Source organism: Stenotrophomonas sp. GD03819 (assembly GCF_029841665.1).
GTDB classification, from domain to species: Bacteria; Pseudomonadota; Gammaproteobacteria; order Xanthomonadales; family Xanthomonadaceae; genus Stenotrophomonas; species Stenotrophomonas geniculata.
On record NZ_JAOCEW010000013.1, the window covers coordinates 25,458 to 41,249 of the forward strand.

The 15,792-nt window shown below is 68.3% G+C and carries 13 protein-coding genes and 2 tRNA genes; all 15 read right to left on the reverse strand.

Annotated elements, in window-relative coordinates; genetic code table 11:
- Positions 1–561: 561 nt before the first annotated feature.
- Positions 562–637: transfer RNA gene (locus N5D45_RS09550), tRNA-Gly, on the reverse strand.
- A 116-nt stretch (positions 638–753) separates the two neighbouring features.
- On the reverse strand, positions 754–1,860 hold the full coding sequence (locus tag N5D45_RS09555; RefSeq protein ID WP_197656378.1) for an NAD(P)/FAD-dependent oxidoreductase: 1,107 nt from the start codon (positions 1,858–1,860) through the stop codon (positions 754–756).
- A 138-nt stretch (positions 1,861–1,998) separates the two neighbouring features.
- Positions 1,999–2,074, reverse strand: a tRNA-Gly gene (locus N5D45_RS09560).
- 114 nt (positions 2,075–2,188) lie between these two features.
- A complete protein-coding gene (pgsA, locus tag N5D45_RS09565) occupies positions 2,189–2,815 on the reverse strand; it encodes a CDP-diacylglycerol--glycerol-3-phosphate 3-phosphatidyltransferase (RefSeq protein WP_012510614.1) in 627 nt (208 codons plus the stop codon).
- Between the two features lie 18 nt (positions 2,816–2,833).
- Positions 2,834–4,678 (reverse strand): excinuclease ABC subunit UvrC, encoded by a 1,845-nt coding sequence (uvrC, locus tag N5D45_RS09570; protein WP_010486074.1) that lies wholly within the window; start codon positions 4,676–4,678, stop codon positions 2,834–2,836.
- Positions 4,675–6,087, reverse strand: coding sequence for a hypothetical protein (locus tag N5D45_RS09575; protein ID WP_057503600.1), 1,413 nt, complete (start codon positions 6,085–6,087; stop codon positions 4,675–4,677). Before N5D45_RS09575 ends, uvrC begins: the two co-directional genes overlap by 4 nt.
- On the reverse strand, positions 6,084–6,572 hold the full coding sequence (locus tag N5D45_RS09580; protein ID WP_019337178.1) for a low molecular weight protein-tyrosine-phosphatase: 489 nt from the start codon (positions 6,570–6,572) through the stop codon (positions 6,084–6,086). The genes N5D45_RS09575 and N5D45_RS09580 overlap by 4 nt, the downstream gene beginning before the upstream one ends.
- Positions 6,569–7,342: a 3-deoxy-manno-octulosonate cytidylyltransferase gene (gene kdsB / locus N5D45_RS09585; protein ID WP_019337177.1), complete on the reverse strand. Its 774-nt coding sequence runs from the start codon at positions 7,340–7,342 to the stop codon at positions 6,569–6,571. The genes N5D45_RS09580 and kdsB overlap by 4 nt, the downstream gene beginning before the upstream one ends.
- A gap of 74 nt (positions 7,343–7,416) precedes the next feature.
- Positions 7,417–8,436: a tetraacyldisaccharide 4'-kinase gene (gene lpxK / locus N5D45_RS09590; protein ID WP_049412598.1), complete on the reverse strand. Its 1,020-nt coding sequence runs from the start codon at positions 8,434–8,436 to the stop codon at positions 7,417–7,419.
- A complete protein-coding gene (gene msbA / locus N5D45_RS09595) occupies positions 8,436–10,184 on the reverse strand; it encodes a lipid A export permease/ATP-binding protein MsbA (protein WP_010486079.1) in 1,749 nt (582 codons plus the stop codon). The genes lpxK and msbA overlap by 1 nt, the downstream gene beginning before the upstream one ends.
- The gene (locus tag N5D45_RS09600; protein ID WP_010486080.1) at positions 10,181–10,603 is read right to left on the reverse strand and encodes a biopolymer transporter ExbD; all 423 of its coding nucleotides are present in this window, start codon (positions 10,601–10,603) and stop codon (positions 10,181–10,183) included. The genes msbA and N5D45_RS09600 overlap by 4 nt, the downstream gene beginning before the upstream one ends.
- Before the next feature lie 3 nt (positions 10,604–10,606).
- Positions 10,607–11,269 carry a MotA/TolQ/ExbB proton channel family protein gene (locus tag N5D45_RS09605; protein WP_019337175.1) on the reverse strand — a complete coding sequence of 221 codons (663 nt, stop codon included), beginning with the start codon at positions 11,267–11,269 and terminating at the stop codon, positions 10,607–10,609.
- 3 nt (positions 11,270–11,272) lie between these two features.
- Positions 11,273–13,669 (reverse strand): DNA internalization-related competence protein ComEC/Rec2, encoded by a 2,397-nt coding sequence (locus tag N5D45_RS09610; protein WP_279938822.1) that lies wholly within the window; start codon positions 13,667–13,669, stop codon positions 11,273–11,275.
- 59 nt (positions 13,670–13,728) lie between these two features.
- On the reverse strand, positions 13,729–15,081 hold the full coding sequence (locus N5D45_RS09615; protein WP_228355204.1) for a HAMP domain-containing sensor histidine kinase: 1,353 nt from the start codon (positions 15,079–15,081) through the stop codon (positions 13,729–13,731).
- Between the two features lies 1 nt (position 15,082).
- The gene (locus tag N5D45_RS09620; protein WP_010486084.1) at positions 15,083–15,754 is read right to left on the reverse strand and encodes a response regulator transcription factor; all 672 of its coding nucleotides are present in this window, start codon (positions 15,752–15,754) and stop codon (positions 15,083–15,085) included.
- Positions 15,755–15,792 lie beyond the last annotated feature (38 nt).

The following is a 15,792-nucleotide window of genomic DNA, read 5'->3' on the forward strand; positions in this document are numbered from 1 at the left end:
GAAAAAGGTCACAGCACGCGTGCGGTTCAGGCAACGCCGACCCAGCCTTTCACTACGCTTTCAATGCGTTCCCAGCACGGAACACTGGACGACTTTCACGGCGTATTGCACATTGCGGCAATTCCTTGCTTCGATGCTGCCCGACCGTGAAACACCCTCGCCGCTGGCTGCTGATTGGCTCGATCACGACAGCGACTGTCGGTGTGATCGTGCTCGTCCTGACCACCCCACTGGTCTCGAACGCCCTGCTGCTACTGATGGAGCGCAGCAACTTCATTCCCGCCGAATCCTCGATCCTCACCTTCGAGCCGTATGCGATCAACGACGGCTCGTCGAACTACTGGTTGTATGGGAAGGACCGCACCTACTACTACCACTTCACCTACGAGGATGACGTTCCCTACGTCTACATCCCGCAGGACAACCGCTGCCCCGGTTTCGACCGGCAGAATGCCCGGACCTGGTGCAGCGCCCTGCCCGGCAAGGCACGCCAGCGCGGTGGTGGTGCAACCAGTGTGACAAACGAAAAACGCTCCCTTCCGGGAGCGTTCTTCTTGAATCTGGAGCGGGAAACGAGACTCGAACTCGCGACCTCAACCTTGGCAAGGTTGCGCTCTACCAACTGAGCTATTCCCGCAGATTCCGTTCGACCTGCGTCGAAGAAGCGCTATTGTGTCGATATTGATGCACGGCGTCAACAGGAATTTTCACGTGACGTGAAGGATGGCGTTCAGGCGCGCCTGCCTGTTCCCTTCACGTGCGCAGCCCGCGGCGATGGAAGTAGACCTGTTCGGCGATGCGGCGCATGGCCGCTGTATGCAGCAGTGCATCGAGCGGCCAATCGGCCTGCAGATGATCCATCGCCCAGCGCAGCAGGCGCTTGCCATGGAACGCCGGAGCCACCTGCCGCGCCACCCGTTCCGCTTCCGGTCCTTGCCCACGCAGATGGCGGGCCATCGCCTCGCCGACCGCCCAGCCATGCCGCCACGAGGAGTGGATGCCCCCGGCGGAGAGCGGCGAGACGATGCCCGCCGCGTCGCCGGTCAGGATCACGCGTTGGCCGGTGATCGGCCCATCCGGCCGGCCGCAGGGCACCAGTCCGGCGCGGGTGGCCGAGGGACGCGCCGAAGGCGGAATGCCGACCCCATCGCGCACGTGGCCGAGGAAACCTTCAATATCCGGCGGCCGCACCTGTTGCGGGTCATGACGCAACGCCAACCCGACCTGCAGGCCGGTCGGATTCTGCGCGACCCAGCCGATGTAACCCGGCGCGTAGCGCTTGCTGACGAAGCAATGCAGCGCGTCGCCCTGCGCGACATGCAGGCCGGCGAACTCACGTTCGACGCCGTAGAGGTTGTCACGCACCTGGCCGAGCCCGGTGCGCTGTGCCACACGTGAGCGTGCGCCATCAGCGCCAACCAGATAGGCACATCGCCCCGCCCCATCCACCAGCCAGCCGTCACCATTGCGATGTGCATCGGTGAAGGACTGCTGCAGGCGCAGGTCGACACCGTTCGCGCGCAGCTCGCTGGCCAGCCAGCGCATCAGGTTCGGCGTATCGGTGGTGAGGAAGTAATAGCCCGGCGCGGCCAGCAACACGCTGCGCAGATTCGGCGCATACAGGCGCACGTTTGCGACGCGTTGCACGAGATGTTCGGGCATGCGCCCCAGCCAGGTCTGCTCCATCGCCTCTTTCACCACGATGCCGGTGGTGTGCAGGCGCTCGCCGGGGTCGGCCTTGCGTTCCAGCACGCAGACGCGCAGGCCGTACTGGGCAGCAGCCAGTGCGCAGGCGGCACCGGCAAAACTGGCGCCGACGATGACCACGTCGTGATCGTAGGCGGAAGGAGTGTGGAGCATGGCTGCATCGTCCTGGAGGAACGGAGATGCAGCTTCGAACTGCCGCGTGGTGAGGCGAAGGAGTGACGGTGAAGTGGGGATGAAGCGGGTTCTACGCAAACGAAAAACGCCCCCTTGCGGGAGCGTCCTTCTTGAATCTGGAGCGGGAAACGAGACTCGAACTCGCGACCTCAACCTTGGCAAGGTTGCGCTCTACCAACTGAGCTATTCCCGCTTGGGAGGCGAAATTTTACCTATTCCAAGGATGCCGTCAAGCGCTTTTTTCAGGATCTACGAGGTGCCCGGCGTCGCGTATCCGCGCCATGCGTGGATACGCGCATCGATGGGGTCAGTTGCCCAGCTTCTTCTGCCGCGCACGCTCGCGCGCGGCGCGCTCGTCATCGCGCAGGCTCGGCCAGGCGGCGTGCAGGTACTGCAGGCCCGACCACAGGGTCAGTACGGCGGCAATCGCCAAAGTCCAGTCACCGATGTGGAACACCGGCCAGCCCATCCAGATGTCTTCCACCGGCACGTTCGGGGCCACCGAATACAGCAGGCACAGCAGCGCGACCATCTGCGCGGTGGTCTTGACCTTGCCGATCATCGCCACGCGCACCTTCGCGCGCTGGCCCAGCTCGGCCATCCATTCGCGCAGCGCCGACACCGCGATCTCGCGGCCGACGATGACCGCCGCCCAGAACGCCATCCACGGCGTCGGGTGGCCCTGCACGATCAGGAACAGCGCCACTGCCACCATCAGCTTGTCCGCGACCGGGTCGAGGAAGGCGCCGAAGGCCGACTCCAGCTGGTAACGGCGTGCGATCCAGCCATCGAGCCAGTCGGTGATCGCGGCCAGGCCGAAGATCGCCGCCGAAGCGAAGTTGGTCCAGGTGTAGGGCAGGTAGAACACCAGCACCAGCACCGGGATCATCACGATCCGCAACAACGTCAGCCAGGTGGGCAGGGTCAACTTCATGCTTGCGTGCTTCTCTCTCTACTCGGCCGCATCAGGCGTGGCCAACCCGTGCAGGTTAGCGTAGATACGTGCCGCGAGGGCGTCATTGATGCCTTCCACCTTGGCGATTTCCGCTTCGCCAGCGGCTTTCAGGCCCACCAGGCCGCCGAAATGCTTGAGCAGGCTGGCGCGGCGGCGGGGGCCGATACCGGGGATGTCCTCCAGCTTGCTGGTCATCCGCGCCTTCTGGCGGCGGCCGCGGTGGCCGGTGATGGCGAAGCGGTGCGCCTCGTCGCGCACCTGCTGGATGAACTGCAGCGCCGGGTTGGCCGCGCCCGGGCGCAGCTCGCGGCCGTCGGGCATCACCAGCGCCTCGTGGCCGGCGCGGCGCTCCACGCCCTTGGCCACGCCCACCAGCAGTACGCCCTCCACGCCCAGGTCGGCCAGTGCGGCCTGCGCCTGTGCCAGCTGGCCGGCGCCGCCGTCGATCAGCAGCACATCCGGCAGCACGCCCTGCTCTTCCACCGCGCGGCGGAAACGGCGGTCGATGGCCTGGCGCATGGCGGCATAGTCGTCGCCCGGCTCGATGCCGCTGATGTTGAAACGGCGGTACTGCGCGCGCACCGGACCGGCGGCGTCGAACACCACGCATGAGGCCACGGTGGCCTCGCCCAGGGTGTGGCTGATATCGAAACACTCGACACGCTTGACCGGCTCGGCCAGGCCCAGCATGTCGCGCAGTGCATCGCTGCGCGCGTGCTGCGCGTTGCGGCTGTTGAGCTCGGTGGCCAGGGTCAGCTGCGCGTTGCGACTGGCCAGCTCCACGTAGCCGGCACGCTCGCCGCGCACGTTCCACTTCAACTGCACCTTGCGCTCGGCCGAGGCGGACAGCGCGGCGACCAGCAGATCGGCGTCGGGAATCTCGCGATCCAGCAGGATCTCGCGCGGTGGCTCGAATTCGATGTAGTACTGCGAGACGAAGGCGGCCAGCACTTCCTCCGGGCTCTCCTCACCGTTGGTGCGCGGGAAGAATGGGCGGGTGCCAAGATTGCGGCCATCGCGGAAGGCCAGCAGCAGCACGCAGGCCTGAGACCCTTGCATGGCCACCGCCAGCACGTCCAGATCTGCGGCGCGGCCGTCCACGTACTGGCGGGTCTGCATGCTGCGCAGCGAGGAGATCAGGTCGCGCAGGCGCGCGGCCTGCTCGAACTCCAGCGCCTCGCTGGCGGCCTGCATCTGCTCGCCCAGCTCGCGGGTCAGTTCGTCGCTCTTGCCTTCGAGGAAGAGCGCAGCGCGGCGCACCGACTCGGCGTAGTCCGGCGCCGGTACCAGCTCCACGCAGGGCGCGCTGCAGCGGCCGATCTGGTACTGCAGGCACGGCCGCGAGCGGTTGCGGAACACGCTGTCCTCGCAGCTGCGCAGCTTGAACAGCTTGTGCATCAGGTTCAGCGTTTCGCGCACCGCAGTGACGCCGGGATACGGCCCGAAATAGCGACCGGGAATGGCGCGCGGGCCGCGATGCAGGGCGATGCGCGGCCAGTCCTCGCGGGTCAGCAGCACATGCGGATAGGTCTTGTCGTCGCGCAGCGAGACGTTGTAACGCGGCGACAGCGACTTGATCAGCTGGTTTTCCAGCAGCAACGCCTCGGCTTCCGAGCGCGTCACGGTCACGTCCATGCGCGTGATCTGTGAGATCATCGACATGATCCGTGCGTTCTTCGGGCTGCCGTTGAAATAGCTGCCGACGCGGTTACGCAGCGCACGGGCCTTGCCGACGTACAGCAGGGTGTCGTCGGCCGCGTACATGCGGTACACGCCGGGAGCGGTGCTGAGCTGGGCCGCGAAGGCCTTGCCGTCGAAGACCGGAGCGGGAACGTCGGTCATTCGCTGATCGGCACTTCGCTGAGCACGCCGCTGTCGGGATCGAAGCGCAGCACGGCATGGGCGTCGGTCTCGGCGATCCACACCGCACCTGCGCCCACCGCCAGTCCAGCCGGGCCATGCAGGCGGCGCGGCAGCGGCTGGGTGGTCAGTTCGCCACCGCCCAGGCGCAGCGTGCGCAGGCGACCGTTGCCGGTATCGGCAATCCACAACAGCGGCGCATCCGGGCTTAGCGCGATCGCCTGCGGGAACTGCAGGCTGGCGTCCGCGCGCGGGCCGTCTTCGCTGCCGAAGCGCCATGGCCCCTGCCCGACCAGCGTCTGCACCAGGTCGCCGCGCAGCTGCAGTGCACGGATCGAGGAACCCAGTGCATCGGCCACGTACAGCACCTGCTGCACTACGGCCAGCGCAGTCGGCTGGGCGAACGCGGCCAGATGGCCGCTGCCATCACGCTCGTCGATGGAACCACTGCCGGCGCGCCATTGCAGGCTGCGCTGGCCCAGGTGGTAGCTCCAGATGCGGTTGTCGCCGGCCATGGCGATGTGCAGCTGGTTGTCGGCGATGGCCAGGCCGACCGGATGGTCCAGCGAGACCTGCCGGGCCTGCGCGACCGGACCTTCCACCGGCGCACCGGGGCGGCCATTGCCGCACAGCGTGTCGACGATGCCGGTCAGCAGGTTGATGCGGCGCACGGCGTGGTTGCCGGTGTCGGCCACGTACAGCGCATCGCGCTCCAGCACCAGCGCCTGCGGGCGGTGGAACGCCGCTTCGGCGAGGTTGCCGTCCATGAAATCGGCGGTACCGAGGCCGAACTGGCGCAGGATGCGGCCGCCATGGCTGCATTCGAGGATGCGGTGATGGCCGCTGTCGGCGATGTAGAGGCGCTCGGTACTGACCGCCAGGCCGAGCGGGAAGCACAGTGCCTGGCGGGGCTCCGGATGCAGCTCGCTACCGCCACGCGGCGGCGCCGACGGCGCACCCTCGCACAGCGCATTCAAGGCACGCTCCAGTTCGCCGGGTGCGCCCTGCCCGACCAGCCGCTGCTGTTCGCGGCCCTGCGCATCCAGCAGCACCAGGGTTGGCCAGGCGGTGACGCCGAAGCGGCGCCAGCCATCCCAGTCCGCATCGAGCAGGACCGGCATCGTCAGGCCCTGGCGACGCAACAGCTTCAGTGCGGCACCGGCGTCGCGCTCGAAGTCGAAGCGCGGCACCTGCAGCACCAGCGGCTGCAGCTTGCCGGGGTGGCGCGACAGCCATTGGCCGAACTCGGCCAGGCGTTGCGCGCTCCAGGCGGAGGCGGCGTTGACGAACAACAGCGCCACCGGCCGACCGCGCAGTTCGGTCAGGGTGCAGGGGGTGGCATTGAGCCAGGTGGCGAACTCGGGCAGGTCCGGGACGGGCTGGACGTTCATGGCCCGATTATGCCGGAGTCGGCGTCATGCAACAGTCGTGCCACGGCACGTTTTGCAGCATTGTCCACCAATGTCCAGACCTGTTCGAAATGATCACTGCCGCCGGTGTAGGGATCCGGGATCGCCACCCGGCCCTCTCCGCCCGACCATGGCAGGTACAGTGCCAAGCGTTCGCGCTGGGCCGGCGTGGCGATACGGCCGGCATCACGCAGGTTGGCCTCGTCGGCGCACAGGATCCAGTCGAAACGTTCGAAATCCACAGCCTGCAGCTGGCGTGCACGCAGGCCACCGATGTCCACGCCGTGCCCGGCCGCGCAGGCGATCGCACGCCGGTCCGGCGGCTCGCCCACATGCCAGTCGCCGGTGCCGGCCGAATCCACCTGCACCCGTCCGGCCAGCGGCGAGGCCTCCAGGCGTGCGCGCAGCGCACCTTCGGCCATCGGCGAACGGCAGATGTTGCCGAGGCAGACGACCAGCAGCTTCATCGTGCCGCCAGCGTCTGCAGCAGTGCTTCGGCCCGCTCCAGGTCCTCGGGCGTGTCGATGCCCGGCGGGAACGGTTCGGGCGAGATCGCCACGCTGATCGGGAAGCCCGCTTCCAGCACGCGCAGCTGTTCCAGCGATTCGACCTGCTCCAGCTGGCCCGGCGGCATCGCCGCGAACTGCTGCAGGAAACCGGCGCGATAGCCGTAGATGCCGATGTGACGCAGCCAGTTGTGACCGGCCGGCAACGTGTCACGGCTGCGTGCGAAGCCATCGCGATGCCAGGCGATCGGCGCGCGGCTGAAGTACATCGCCTCGTTGCGCACGTTGCGCACCAGCTTCACCACGTTCGGATCGAACAGGGTTTCTGCATCCTCCACGGCGGTCGCCAGGGTCGACATCGGCGCATTGCCGTCAACCAGCGCCTGGGCCACCGCACGGATACCCGCAGCGGGTGCAAACGGCTCGTCGCCCTGCAGGTTGACCACCACGGTGTCATCGGCCCAGCCGGCGATGCGCGCGCACTCGGCCAGGCGATCGGTGCCGGAGGCATGCGAGGTGGCGGTCATTGCCACCTTCACTTCGGCCAGGCCGGACAGTGCGTCGGCAATGCGTTGATCGTCGGTAGCGACCCAGACCTCGCCGGCACCGGCCTGCAGCGCGCGGCGCGCCACATGCAGCACCAGCGGCTCACCGCCCAGCAGGCGCAGCGGCTTGCCCGGCAGCCGCGAGGCGGCATAGCGGGCCGGGATGGCGACGACGAATTCGGTCATGGGGCGGTACTCGGCAGGCTCGTTACAACGGGAATGCGGCCGGCGGCGCATGAATGCAAGCGCCGCCGTGCCACTCAGTTCGGTCGCAGCTTGTCCAGGCGGTCGGTCAGCGCCACCCAGAACGCGGCAGGCAGCTCGGCGCGCAGCGGGACCGCGTAGTGCCAGTCATTGCCGAACGCCCGGCATTTCACCGCGTCCTTTTCGGTCATCAGCACCGGCAGCTGGCTGCCAAAGGACAGGTCCTGCGGCTGATAGGCCTGATGGTCGGCGAAGGCGTGCGGCACCACGCCGATGCCTCGCGCGCGCAGCATGTCGAAAAAGCGCTGCGGGTGGGCGATGCCGGCCACGGCGTGCACACGCTGGCCCTTGAAGTACGACAGTGGACGAGCACGGCCACCGGCCAGCGGCTGCGCGCTGTCGATGTGCAGGGCCATCGGCCACTGGCCGAAACCACAGGCCTGGGCCGCAGATTCCTCATCGGCCTGGCCGAGATTCACCACGCGGAAATCGCACTCGCTGGCGCGGCTGACCGGCTCGCGCAGCGGTCCGGCCGGAATCATCCGGCCATTGCCGTAGCGACGCTGCGCATCGACCACTTCGATCTCGATGTCGCGCGCCAGCCGATAGTGCTGCAGGCCGTCGTCGCAGACGATCACATCGCAGCCGGCCTCGATCAGCGCCTTGCCGGCAGCAACGCGATCACGGTCCACGCGCACCGGCACGCCTGTCTTCCAGGCAATCAGCACCGGTTCGTCACCGCCCTTGGCAGTCGGCGTATCGGCCTTCACCCACAGCGGTTTGTCGGCATCTTCGCGGCCGTAGCCACGACTGGCCACGCCCGGCTTCCAGCCGGCGGCACGCAGGCGCTCCACCAGCGCGATGGTCAGCGGCGTCTTGCCAGTCCCACCGGCGGTGATGTTGCCAACCACGATGACCGGCACCGGCAGCGTGTAGCGCTTGCGCCAGCCACGCCGATAGGCGCGCCGGCGCAGCGCGGTGACGCCGGCATACAGCGGCGCCAGCAGGCGCATCGCCCACGGAACCGGGCTGCCGTCGTACCAGTACGGCGGGGTCTGGGTACCCTTGCCGGCCATCAGTCCTGCCTTTCGCGGAACTGCATGCTGTGCAGATGCTGGTAGAGGCCACCCATGGTGAGCAGCTCCTTGTGGGTACCGCGCTCGACGATGCGACCGTGGTCCATCACCAGCACCTGGTCTGCATGCTCGATGGTCGACAGGCGGTGCGCGATGACCAGCGTGGTGCGCTCGGGCATCAATCGCTGCAGCGCGTCCTGCACCAGGCGCTCCGATTCGTTGTCGAGCGCTGCGGTGGCTTCATCGAGGATCAGGATCGGCGCGTCGCGCAGGATCGCGCGGGCGATCGCCAGGCGCTGGCGCTGGCCGCCGGACAGCAGCGCGCCGTTCTCGCCCACCGGGGTCTGCAGCTGCTGCGGCATGCGCGCGATGAACTCCCAGGCGTTTGCGGCTTCGGCCGCCGCTCGGATCTGTTCATCGGTCGCGTCCATGCCATAGGCGATGTTGGCGCCAATGGTGTCATCGAACAGCATGACCTTCTGCCCGACCATCGCCACCTGGCGACGCAGGTCGGCCAGCGGATAGTCATCCAGCGCCACCCCATCGAGGGTGATGCGCCCGCCGCTGGGTTCGTAGAAGCGCGGCACCAGCCGGATCAGGCTGGTCTTGCCACTGCCGGACCGACCGACGATGGCGGTGACCGTACCCGGCTTGGCCACGAAGCTGATGTCGTCCAGGGCGATGCCACTGTCTTCGCGGTAACGCAGCATGACGTGCTCGAAGGCCAGTTCGCCACGCACGCGCTGCACCGTGTTGCGGCCATCGTCGCGCTCGACCGGCATGTCGAGGATGTCGAACAGGCGCTCGGCGGCGGACACACCGCGGGAGATCGAGGACTGCACGCTGGTCAGGCGGCGCAGCGACGGGATGATCGCCGTCATCGAGATCATCAGGCCCATGAACTGGCCGGCATTGAGGCGGCCCGCCAGTGCTTCGCGGGTCGACACCCAGACGATCACCGCCAGCGCCAGCGCGGCCAGGAACTGGACCACGCTGGAGGCACCGGCACGGGTGATTTCCACCTTCATGTTCAGCGCCAGCATGCGGTTGGCCAGGCGCGAGTAGCGCGACATTTCGTGCTGCTGCGTGCCGTGCACCTTCACTTCCTGCTGGGCCGCCAGCGACTGCTCGGCAGTCTGCGCCATCGTGCCCATGCCGTCCTGGATGCCGCGGCTGATGCGCCGGTAGCGCTTACCGACGTAGGACACGATCACGCCGATCATCGGCACCACCACCAGCATGGCCACGGTCACCTTGACGCTCATCTGCAGCATCACCGCCAGCATGGCGATGATGGTCAGGGTGTCGGCAACCACGGTCTTGAGCGCATCGGCACTGGCCTGGGTGACCTGCTCGGTATCGAAGTTCAGGCGGCTGACCATCACCGGCGTCGATTCGGTATCGAAATGCGAGGACGGCAGGTGCAGGTACTTGGCCAGCACCTGTTCACGCAGGTCACGCACCACGCTGCGACCGGTCTTGGCCAGCGCGTAGTCGCTCACCCAGGTGGCGGCGCTGCGCATCAGGAACAAACCAAGGATGGTCAGCGGCAGGATCACCGCCATTTTCGGTTCGGGATTGACGAAGCCGCGGTTGACCAGCGGCTCCATCAGCTTGGTGAAGTGGTAGCCGGCCACCGACTCCACCGCCATGGCGATGACAGCGGCGACCATCATGCCCCAGTAGGCACGGGTGTATCCCAGCAGACGTTTGTAGATCGGCCACACCGGCGCGTGTTTGGAACTCATGGACGCACCTCGGGTGCTGTTGCAATGGCAATACGGCGGAAGCCGAGCTGACCGAGCGCATCCTGCGCGGTCACCACGGCCTGATAGGGCGTGCGGGCATCGGCACGCAACAGCACCGGCTGGGTGCGGTCGCTGCCGGCAACGGCCGCGATGGTCTGCTTGACCGACTCGACGTCGTTGCGCAGCACTTCCTGGTCATTGATGAAGTAGCGGCCTTCGGCGTTGATCAGCACGCTCAACGAGCGCGGTGGCTCATTGCTGGGCTGCTGGCTGGCCGTGGGCAGCTCCACCTGGAGTGTCGAGCGCGCGTCGAAGGTGGTGGTGACCACGAAGAAGATGATCAACACCAGGATGACGTCGATCAGTGGCACCAGGTCGATATGCGGCTCATCCTGGGATCGGTCGTTGCCGATACGCATCGATCAGGCCTTCGCCGTCGCCGCGCCGGCCGGGCGCGTGGCAGCAGCAGGGTTCATCACCCCGGGTCGGCCATCCAGCGTATCCAGCAGCGCGCTGGCTTCCTGCTCCATCTCCACCACGTAACCGTGGATGCGGCCCTTGAAGTAGCGGTGGAACATCAGCGCCGGAATGGCGACGATCATGCCGGTGGCGGTGCACACCAGCGCCTTGCCGATACCACCGGCCAGCTGGTTCACATCACCCACGCCGTGGTCGAGGATGCCCAGGAACATCTGGATCATGCCGATCACCGTGCCCAGCAGCCCCAGCAGCGGTCCGGCCGAAGCGATGGTGCCCAGCGCGTTGAGGAAACGCTCCATGCGGTGCACCAGGTGGCGGCCGGTGTCTTCGATGCGCTCGCGGATCTGGTCGCGCGGGCGGTTGCGGGCTTCCAGTGCGGCAGCCAGCAGCGCGCCCAGCGGCGAGTTCGCGCGCAGGGTCTGCAGGTGGGCCGGGTCGAGCTTGCCGCGTGCCGCCCAGTTGCGCACTTCCTGGCCGAGGCCGGGCGGCAGCACTTCAGTACGCCGCAGGGACCAGAAACGCTCCAGGATGATCGCCAAAGCCAGTACGCCCAACAGCAGCAGCGGCACCATCGGCCAGCCACCGGCCTTGACCAGTTCCCACACGTTTCAACCCTCCGGCCCAACGGCCGCTTGTTCGATCGGCGATAGGATAGCAGCCGACCGCGCCCGCCCAGCGGCATCCCACCAGCGGGATGCGTGGATGCGCTGTTCACGCAGCTGCAGCCCTTGTGCGCCAAGCCATATGCGGATCGCCCCGGAATCGGCCGTGGCCAGTACCTCGGCCCCTTGCGCCTGCCAGCGCTGGACCACGTCCTGGCGAGGGTGCCCGAAGCGGTTGCGGTGCCCGGCCGAGACCACCGCCAGCCGTGGCGCCACAGCCTCGACCCACGGCGCGCTGGAGCTGCCGCCGCTGCCATGGTGGGGCACCAGCACCACATCCGCCTTCAGCGCTGCCGGAGACGCCTCCAGCAGCGTCCGCTCGGCCGGCCGGCCGATGTCACCCGGCAGCAGGACCGCGCCGTGGCGGCTGGCGATGCGCAGCACGCAGCTGTCCTCGTTTTCGGCCTGACGGCTGCCAGGCGCCGGGTGCAGGACCTGGAAATCTACCCCGTCCCACTGCCAGCGCAGCCCCTGCTGGCAGGGCGTGGCGCCAGCGATGGTGCTGCCCGGTGACGCCAGCAGCTGCAGTCCGGGCAGCTGCCGTCGCAGGCTGGACAGGCTGCCGGTGTGATCAAGATGGTCGTGGCTGAGCATCACCTGCCGGGGCGGCCCCTGGCCGAGCGCGCGCAGGGCCGGGACCAGAATCCGTTCGTTGCCTTCGCCGCCGGTCGGCGGCCCCACGTCGTACCAGAGCGCGTGCCGCGCCGTACGCACCAGCACCGCAGTGCCCTGCCCTACGTCATGCACCAGCAGCTCCAGTTCTCCTTCGGCCGGTGCATGCCGGGCGGGCCACAGCAGCGGCAGGCACAGCAGCAGGCCCGCCAGGCCACCGCCGGCGCCGCGTGGCAGCAGCCACCAGAACACCCCGGCCAGTGCCGCCGATACCGCCCAGCGCGGCGCCTCAGCCAACCACCACATCGCCTGCGGGTGCAGCGCCAGTGGCTGCAGCGCCTGCCAGCTCAGCTCGAACAGCCAGGCCGCGGCACGCCAGGCCCAGCGCCCGGCACCGTCGTGCAGCACCTGCAGCGCGGTACCCAGCAACGACAACGGCACCACCAGCAGGGTCCACCACGGAATGATCGGCAGATTGACCAGCGGCCCCAAGCGCGCGGTGCCGCCGAACAGGGCCACGCACAGCGGCAACAGGCCGAGGCTGGCCACGCCCTGCGCGGCCAGGAAGCCACGCAGGCCCCCACCGGCGCCCTCCGGCCCGGTTCGCGGCAGGCACCACAGCAGCCACAGCACGCCGCCAAAGCTGAGCCAGAAGCCGGCCGACAGCACCGACAGCGGCGCCGGCAGCAGCATCACCATCGCGGCCAGGGCCAGCCCCTGCCCCGCACCCACCGGGCGACGTCCGGCACGGGCCAGTGCCACCAGCCCGATCATCAGCGCCGCACGGACCGTTGGCAGCGCGCCGCCGGCTGCCACGGCATAGGCGGCTGCGGCCAGCGCCGCGCCCCATGCCGCCGCCTGCGGCCGTGGCCAGTACCGTCCCAGCACTGGGCACAGCCACCACGACACGCGGCACAGCAGCACGCCGAAACCCGCCACCACGCCCACGTGAAACCCGGAAATGGCGACCAGATGGGTCAGGCCCAGCGCGCGCAGGTGTTCCCAGTCGGCATCGGACAGGCCGCGGGTGTCGCCCAGGGCCAAGGCCTGCACGAACCGCGCGGCAGGATGTGCCACCTGCGTGGCGATGGCATCACTGCTGCGCTCGCGCCAGGCCGGCAGGCCCTGCGCAGGCGCCTGCTCACGGGCAGCGCCCGGGTCGCGCACCGTGCCATTGCCGGAGATACCACGCAGCAATGCATGGCGTTCGCCATCGAAGCCGCCGGGATTGATCCGCGAGCGTGGCGCACGCACGCGCAGCGACAACTGCCAATGCGCCCCGGCACGAACCGCATGGCGCCCGCCGGCCTCGTGCGCTGACGATCCGCGCCACGGGTCGTTCCAGGTGACCTGCAGGCGCTTGCCGCGCAGCACTGGCAGCGTATCGGCCTCCTCCACGTGCAGCACGAAACGCGTGTAACCGGGGCCTCTCTGCGGAAGATCGGCCACCCGCCCGCGCACCTGCACATCCTGCGGCGGCGCGTCGGGTGGAAGCTGGTCGTGCAGGGCCCACTGCCCGTGCACTGTTGCCCATGCCAGGCCGTGCATGACTGCAGCCCAGGTGCGGCCTCGCCAGCGCAGCAGCCAGCCCGCGCCGCCTGCAACCGCCATCGGCACGCTCAGCCACAGCGGCAGCAACGCCGGCATCTGCACGCAGGCCAGCGCGCCCAGCACCAGGCCGGCGGCGCAGCCGGGGCCGAACAGGGCCGGCGCGGAACGTTCGGAAACCATTCCAGCAGCCTGCCGCCGGGCGCGACAGGTTGCCTATCGGGATTTTCCCTGCGTGGCTGTCAGCGCCGGACGGTGCCGCGGTGGAAGTTGACCCGGAAGCTGGCACCACCGCCGGCGGCCTCGCCGACACTGACCGAGCCGCCGTGGTGCTGCACGATTTCCTTCACCAGATGCAGGCCCAGGCCACTACCACTGCCCGCCGCGCGCAGGCGATGGAACGGCTCGAAGATCGCTTCACGATCGCTCACCGGAATACCGGCGCCCTGATCGCTGACTTCCAGCAGGCCACGTGCATCCAGGCGCACGCAGATGGTGCCGCGTCCACCGCCGTGGACGATGGCGTTGTGCACCAGGTTGGCGATCACCCGGCCCAGCGCCAGGCTGTCGCCGTGGATCCACACCGGCATCTCAGGTGCATCCACTTCGAAGCCGTAGCCGGCACCGACCACCAGCGGCGCCAGATCGGCGGCCGCTTCACGCACCAGCAGCGCCAGATCCAGCCGCTGCAGTGCGCCGACATTGCGATCAAGTCGCTGCAGGTCAAGCAGGTGCTCGGCGACGTTGCCGAGCCGCGCCACGTCGGTCAGCAGCTGCGACTTCAGCTCGCCCTGCGGCAGCTGCGACAGGCGCGCCTGCACCACTGCAATCGGCACACGCAGCTCGTGCGCGGCATCGGCAAGGAACTTGTCACGCGCTGCATAGCCCTGCTGCACCTTGTCGATCGCGTCGTTGAAGGCTTCGACCAACGGCGCGACCTCGGTCGACACCAGCTGCGCATCCAGCCGCGCACCCGGCTGGCCGATATCCAGCTCCTTGGCCTGTTGCGCGGAGCGGCGCACGCCACGCATCGCGCGGTGGATCACGGTCGGCATCACCAGCAGCGTGACCACGATCAGCGGCAGGAAGAACCACAGGCCGATCAGGCGCAGCACCATCAGCGCGCCGTCCAGCAGCCCGCCCTTCGGTGCCCCGCCCACCATCACCGTGATGCGCCGCCCGTCCTCGTTGCGGATCATCACCCGCGCCACATCCAGGTAGGGCGGCACCAGCGAACCGAGTTCGGTCGCGCCCAGCGTCGGCAACCGCGCCAGCAGCGGCGCGTGGATCGCCGGAATCGTGCCGCGCTCCAACCAGACCCCCTTGTCGTCGACTGCCGCGAACCAGAGGTTGCCGCCGGCACTGGCATCGAGCTTTTCCCAGCGTGCCTGGTCCAGCACCAGGCGGCCACCATCGCTGTGCACCGCCTTGGCCACCGCCTCGGCCATGAACATGTCCATGCCCCAGGTGTCCTTGTCGCCCCAGGTCAGGATCAGCGCAACAACTGCGAACAGCACGGTGAAGGCCTGCGCCAGGAACAACCGCCAGGCCAACCCCAACGTGATGGAACGGATCGGACGTGTCGGACGCGCCATCTCAGGCCTCCGCCAGCAGATAGCCGACGCCGCGGATCACGTGGATCTCCACACCGGCCCCGGCCTGCTGCAACGCCTTGCGCAGCTTGGAAATGTGCGCATCGAGCGCATTGGACTGGATCTCATCATCAAAACCGTACACCGCCGCCTCCAGTGCACTGCGGGTGACCGTGCGCCCCTGGCGCATCGCCAGCGCCTGCAGCACCAGTACCTGGCGCCGGGGCAGCGCCAGCAGCTGGCCCTCCACCTGCGCCTGCAGCGATTCGAAGTCGAATTCCAGCCGGCCCAGATGCAGGCTTGGCGTCACCATTGCCGAGGGCCGGCGCGAGACCGCACGGATCCGCGCCATCAGTTCCTCGATCGCCACCGGCTTCACCAGGTAGTCATCGGCACCGACATCCAGGCCCTCGACCTTGTCCGACAGCGTGCCCTTGGCGGTCAGCATGATCACCGCCAGGTTCGGGCGCAGCGCGCGCGCGGTGGCGACGAAAGCCACGCCATCACCATCGGGAAGCTGGCGGTCGAGCAGCATCAGCTGGTGCACCGGCTCGCGCAGCGCGATCGCGGCTTCGGCCAGGCTGCCGACCACGTCGGCGACCACGCCCTGCCGCTCCAGGCCCGATTGCAGGGCACGGGACAGATCGGGATCGTCTTCGACCAGGAGGATGCGCATCAGGGGCTCGGCTACCGGAAACGGTGCCGATCATAGTG

Excerpts from the sequence above, each read along its gene's own strand:
- uvrC (WP_010486074.1), bottom strand. The coding sequence starts at position 4,678 with ATGACCGACGTTCCCGCTCCGGTCTTCGACGGCAAGGCCTTCGCGGCC.
- N5D45_RS09615 (WP_228355204.1), bottom strand. The coding sequence starts at position 15,081 with ATGGCGCGTCCGACACGTCCGATCCGTTCCATCACGTTGGGGTTGGCC.
- pgsA (WP_012510614.1), bottom strand. The coding sequence starts at position 2,815 with ATGAAGTTGACCCTGCCCACCTGGCTGACGTTGTTGCGGATCGTGATG.
- lpxK (WP_049412598.1), bottom strand. The coding sequence starts at position 8,436 with ATGGCCGGCAAGGGTACCCAGACCCCGCCGTACTGGTACGACGGCAGC.
- N5D45_RS09610 (WP_279938822.1), bottom strand. The coding sequence starts at position 13,669 with ATGGTTTCCGAACGTTCCGCGCCGGCCCTGTTCGGCCCCGGCTGCGCC.
- msbA (WP_010486079.1), bottom strand. The coding sequence starts at position 10,184 with ATGAGTTCCAAACACGCGCCGGTGTGGCCGATCTACAAACGTCTGCTG.
- N5D45_RS09575 (WP_057503600.1), bottom strand. The coding sequence starts at position 6,087 with ATGAACGTCCAGCCCGTCCCGGACCTGCCCGAGTTCGCCACCTGGCTC.
- N5D45_RS09620 (WP_010486084.1), bottom strand. The coding sequence starts at position 15,754 with ATGCGCATCCTCCTGGTCGAAGACGATCCCGATCTGTCCCGTGCCCTG.
- N5D45_RS09600 (WP_010486080.1), bottom strand. The coding sequence starts at position 10,603 with ATGCGTATCGGCAACGACCGATCCCAGGATGAGCCGCATATCGACCTG.
- kdsB (WP_019337177.1), bottom strand. The coding sequence starts at position 7,342 with ATGACCGAATTCGTCGTCGCCATCCCGGCCCGCTATGCCGCCTCGCGG.
- N5D45_RS09555 (WP_197656378.1), bottom strand. The coding sequence starts at position 1,860 with ATGCTCCACACTCCTTCCGCCTACGATCACGACGTGGTCATCGTCGGC.
- N5D45_RS09580 (WP_019337178.1), bottom strand. The coding sequence starts at position 6,572 with ATGAAGCTGCTGGTCGTCTGCCTCGGCAACATCTGCCGTTCGCCGATG.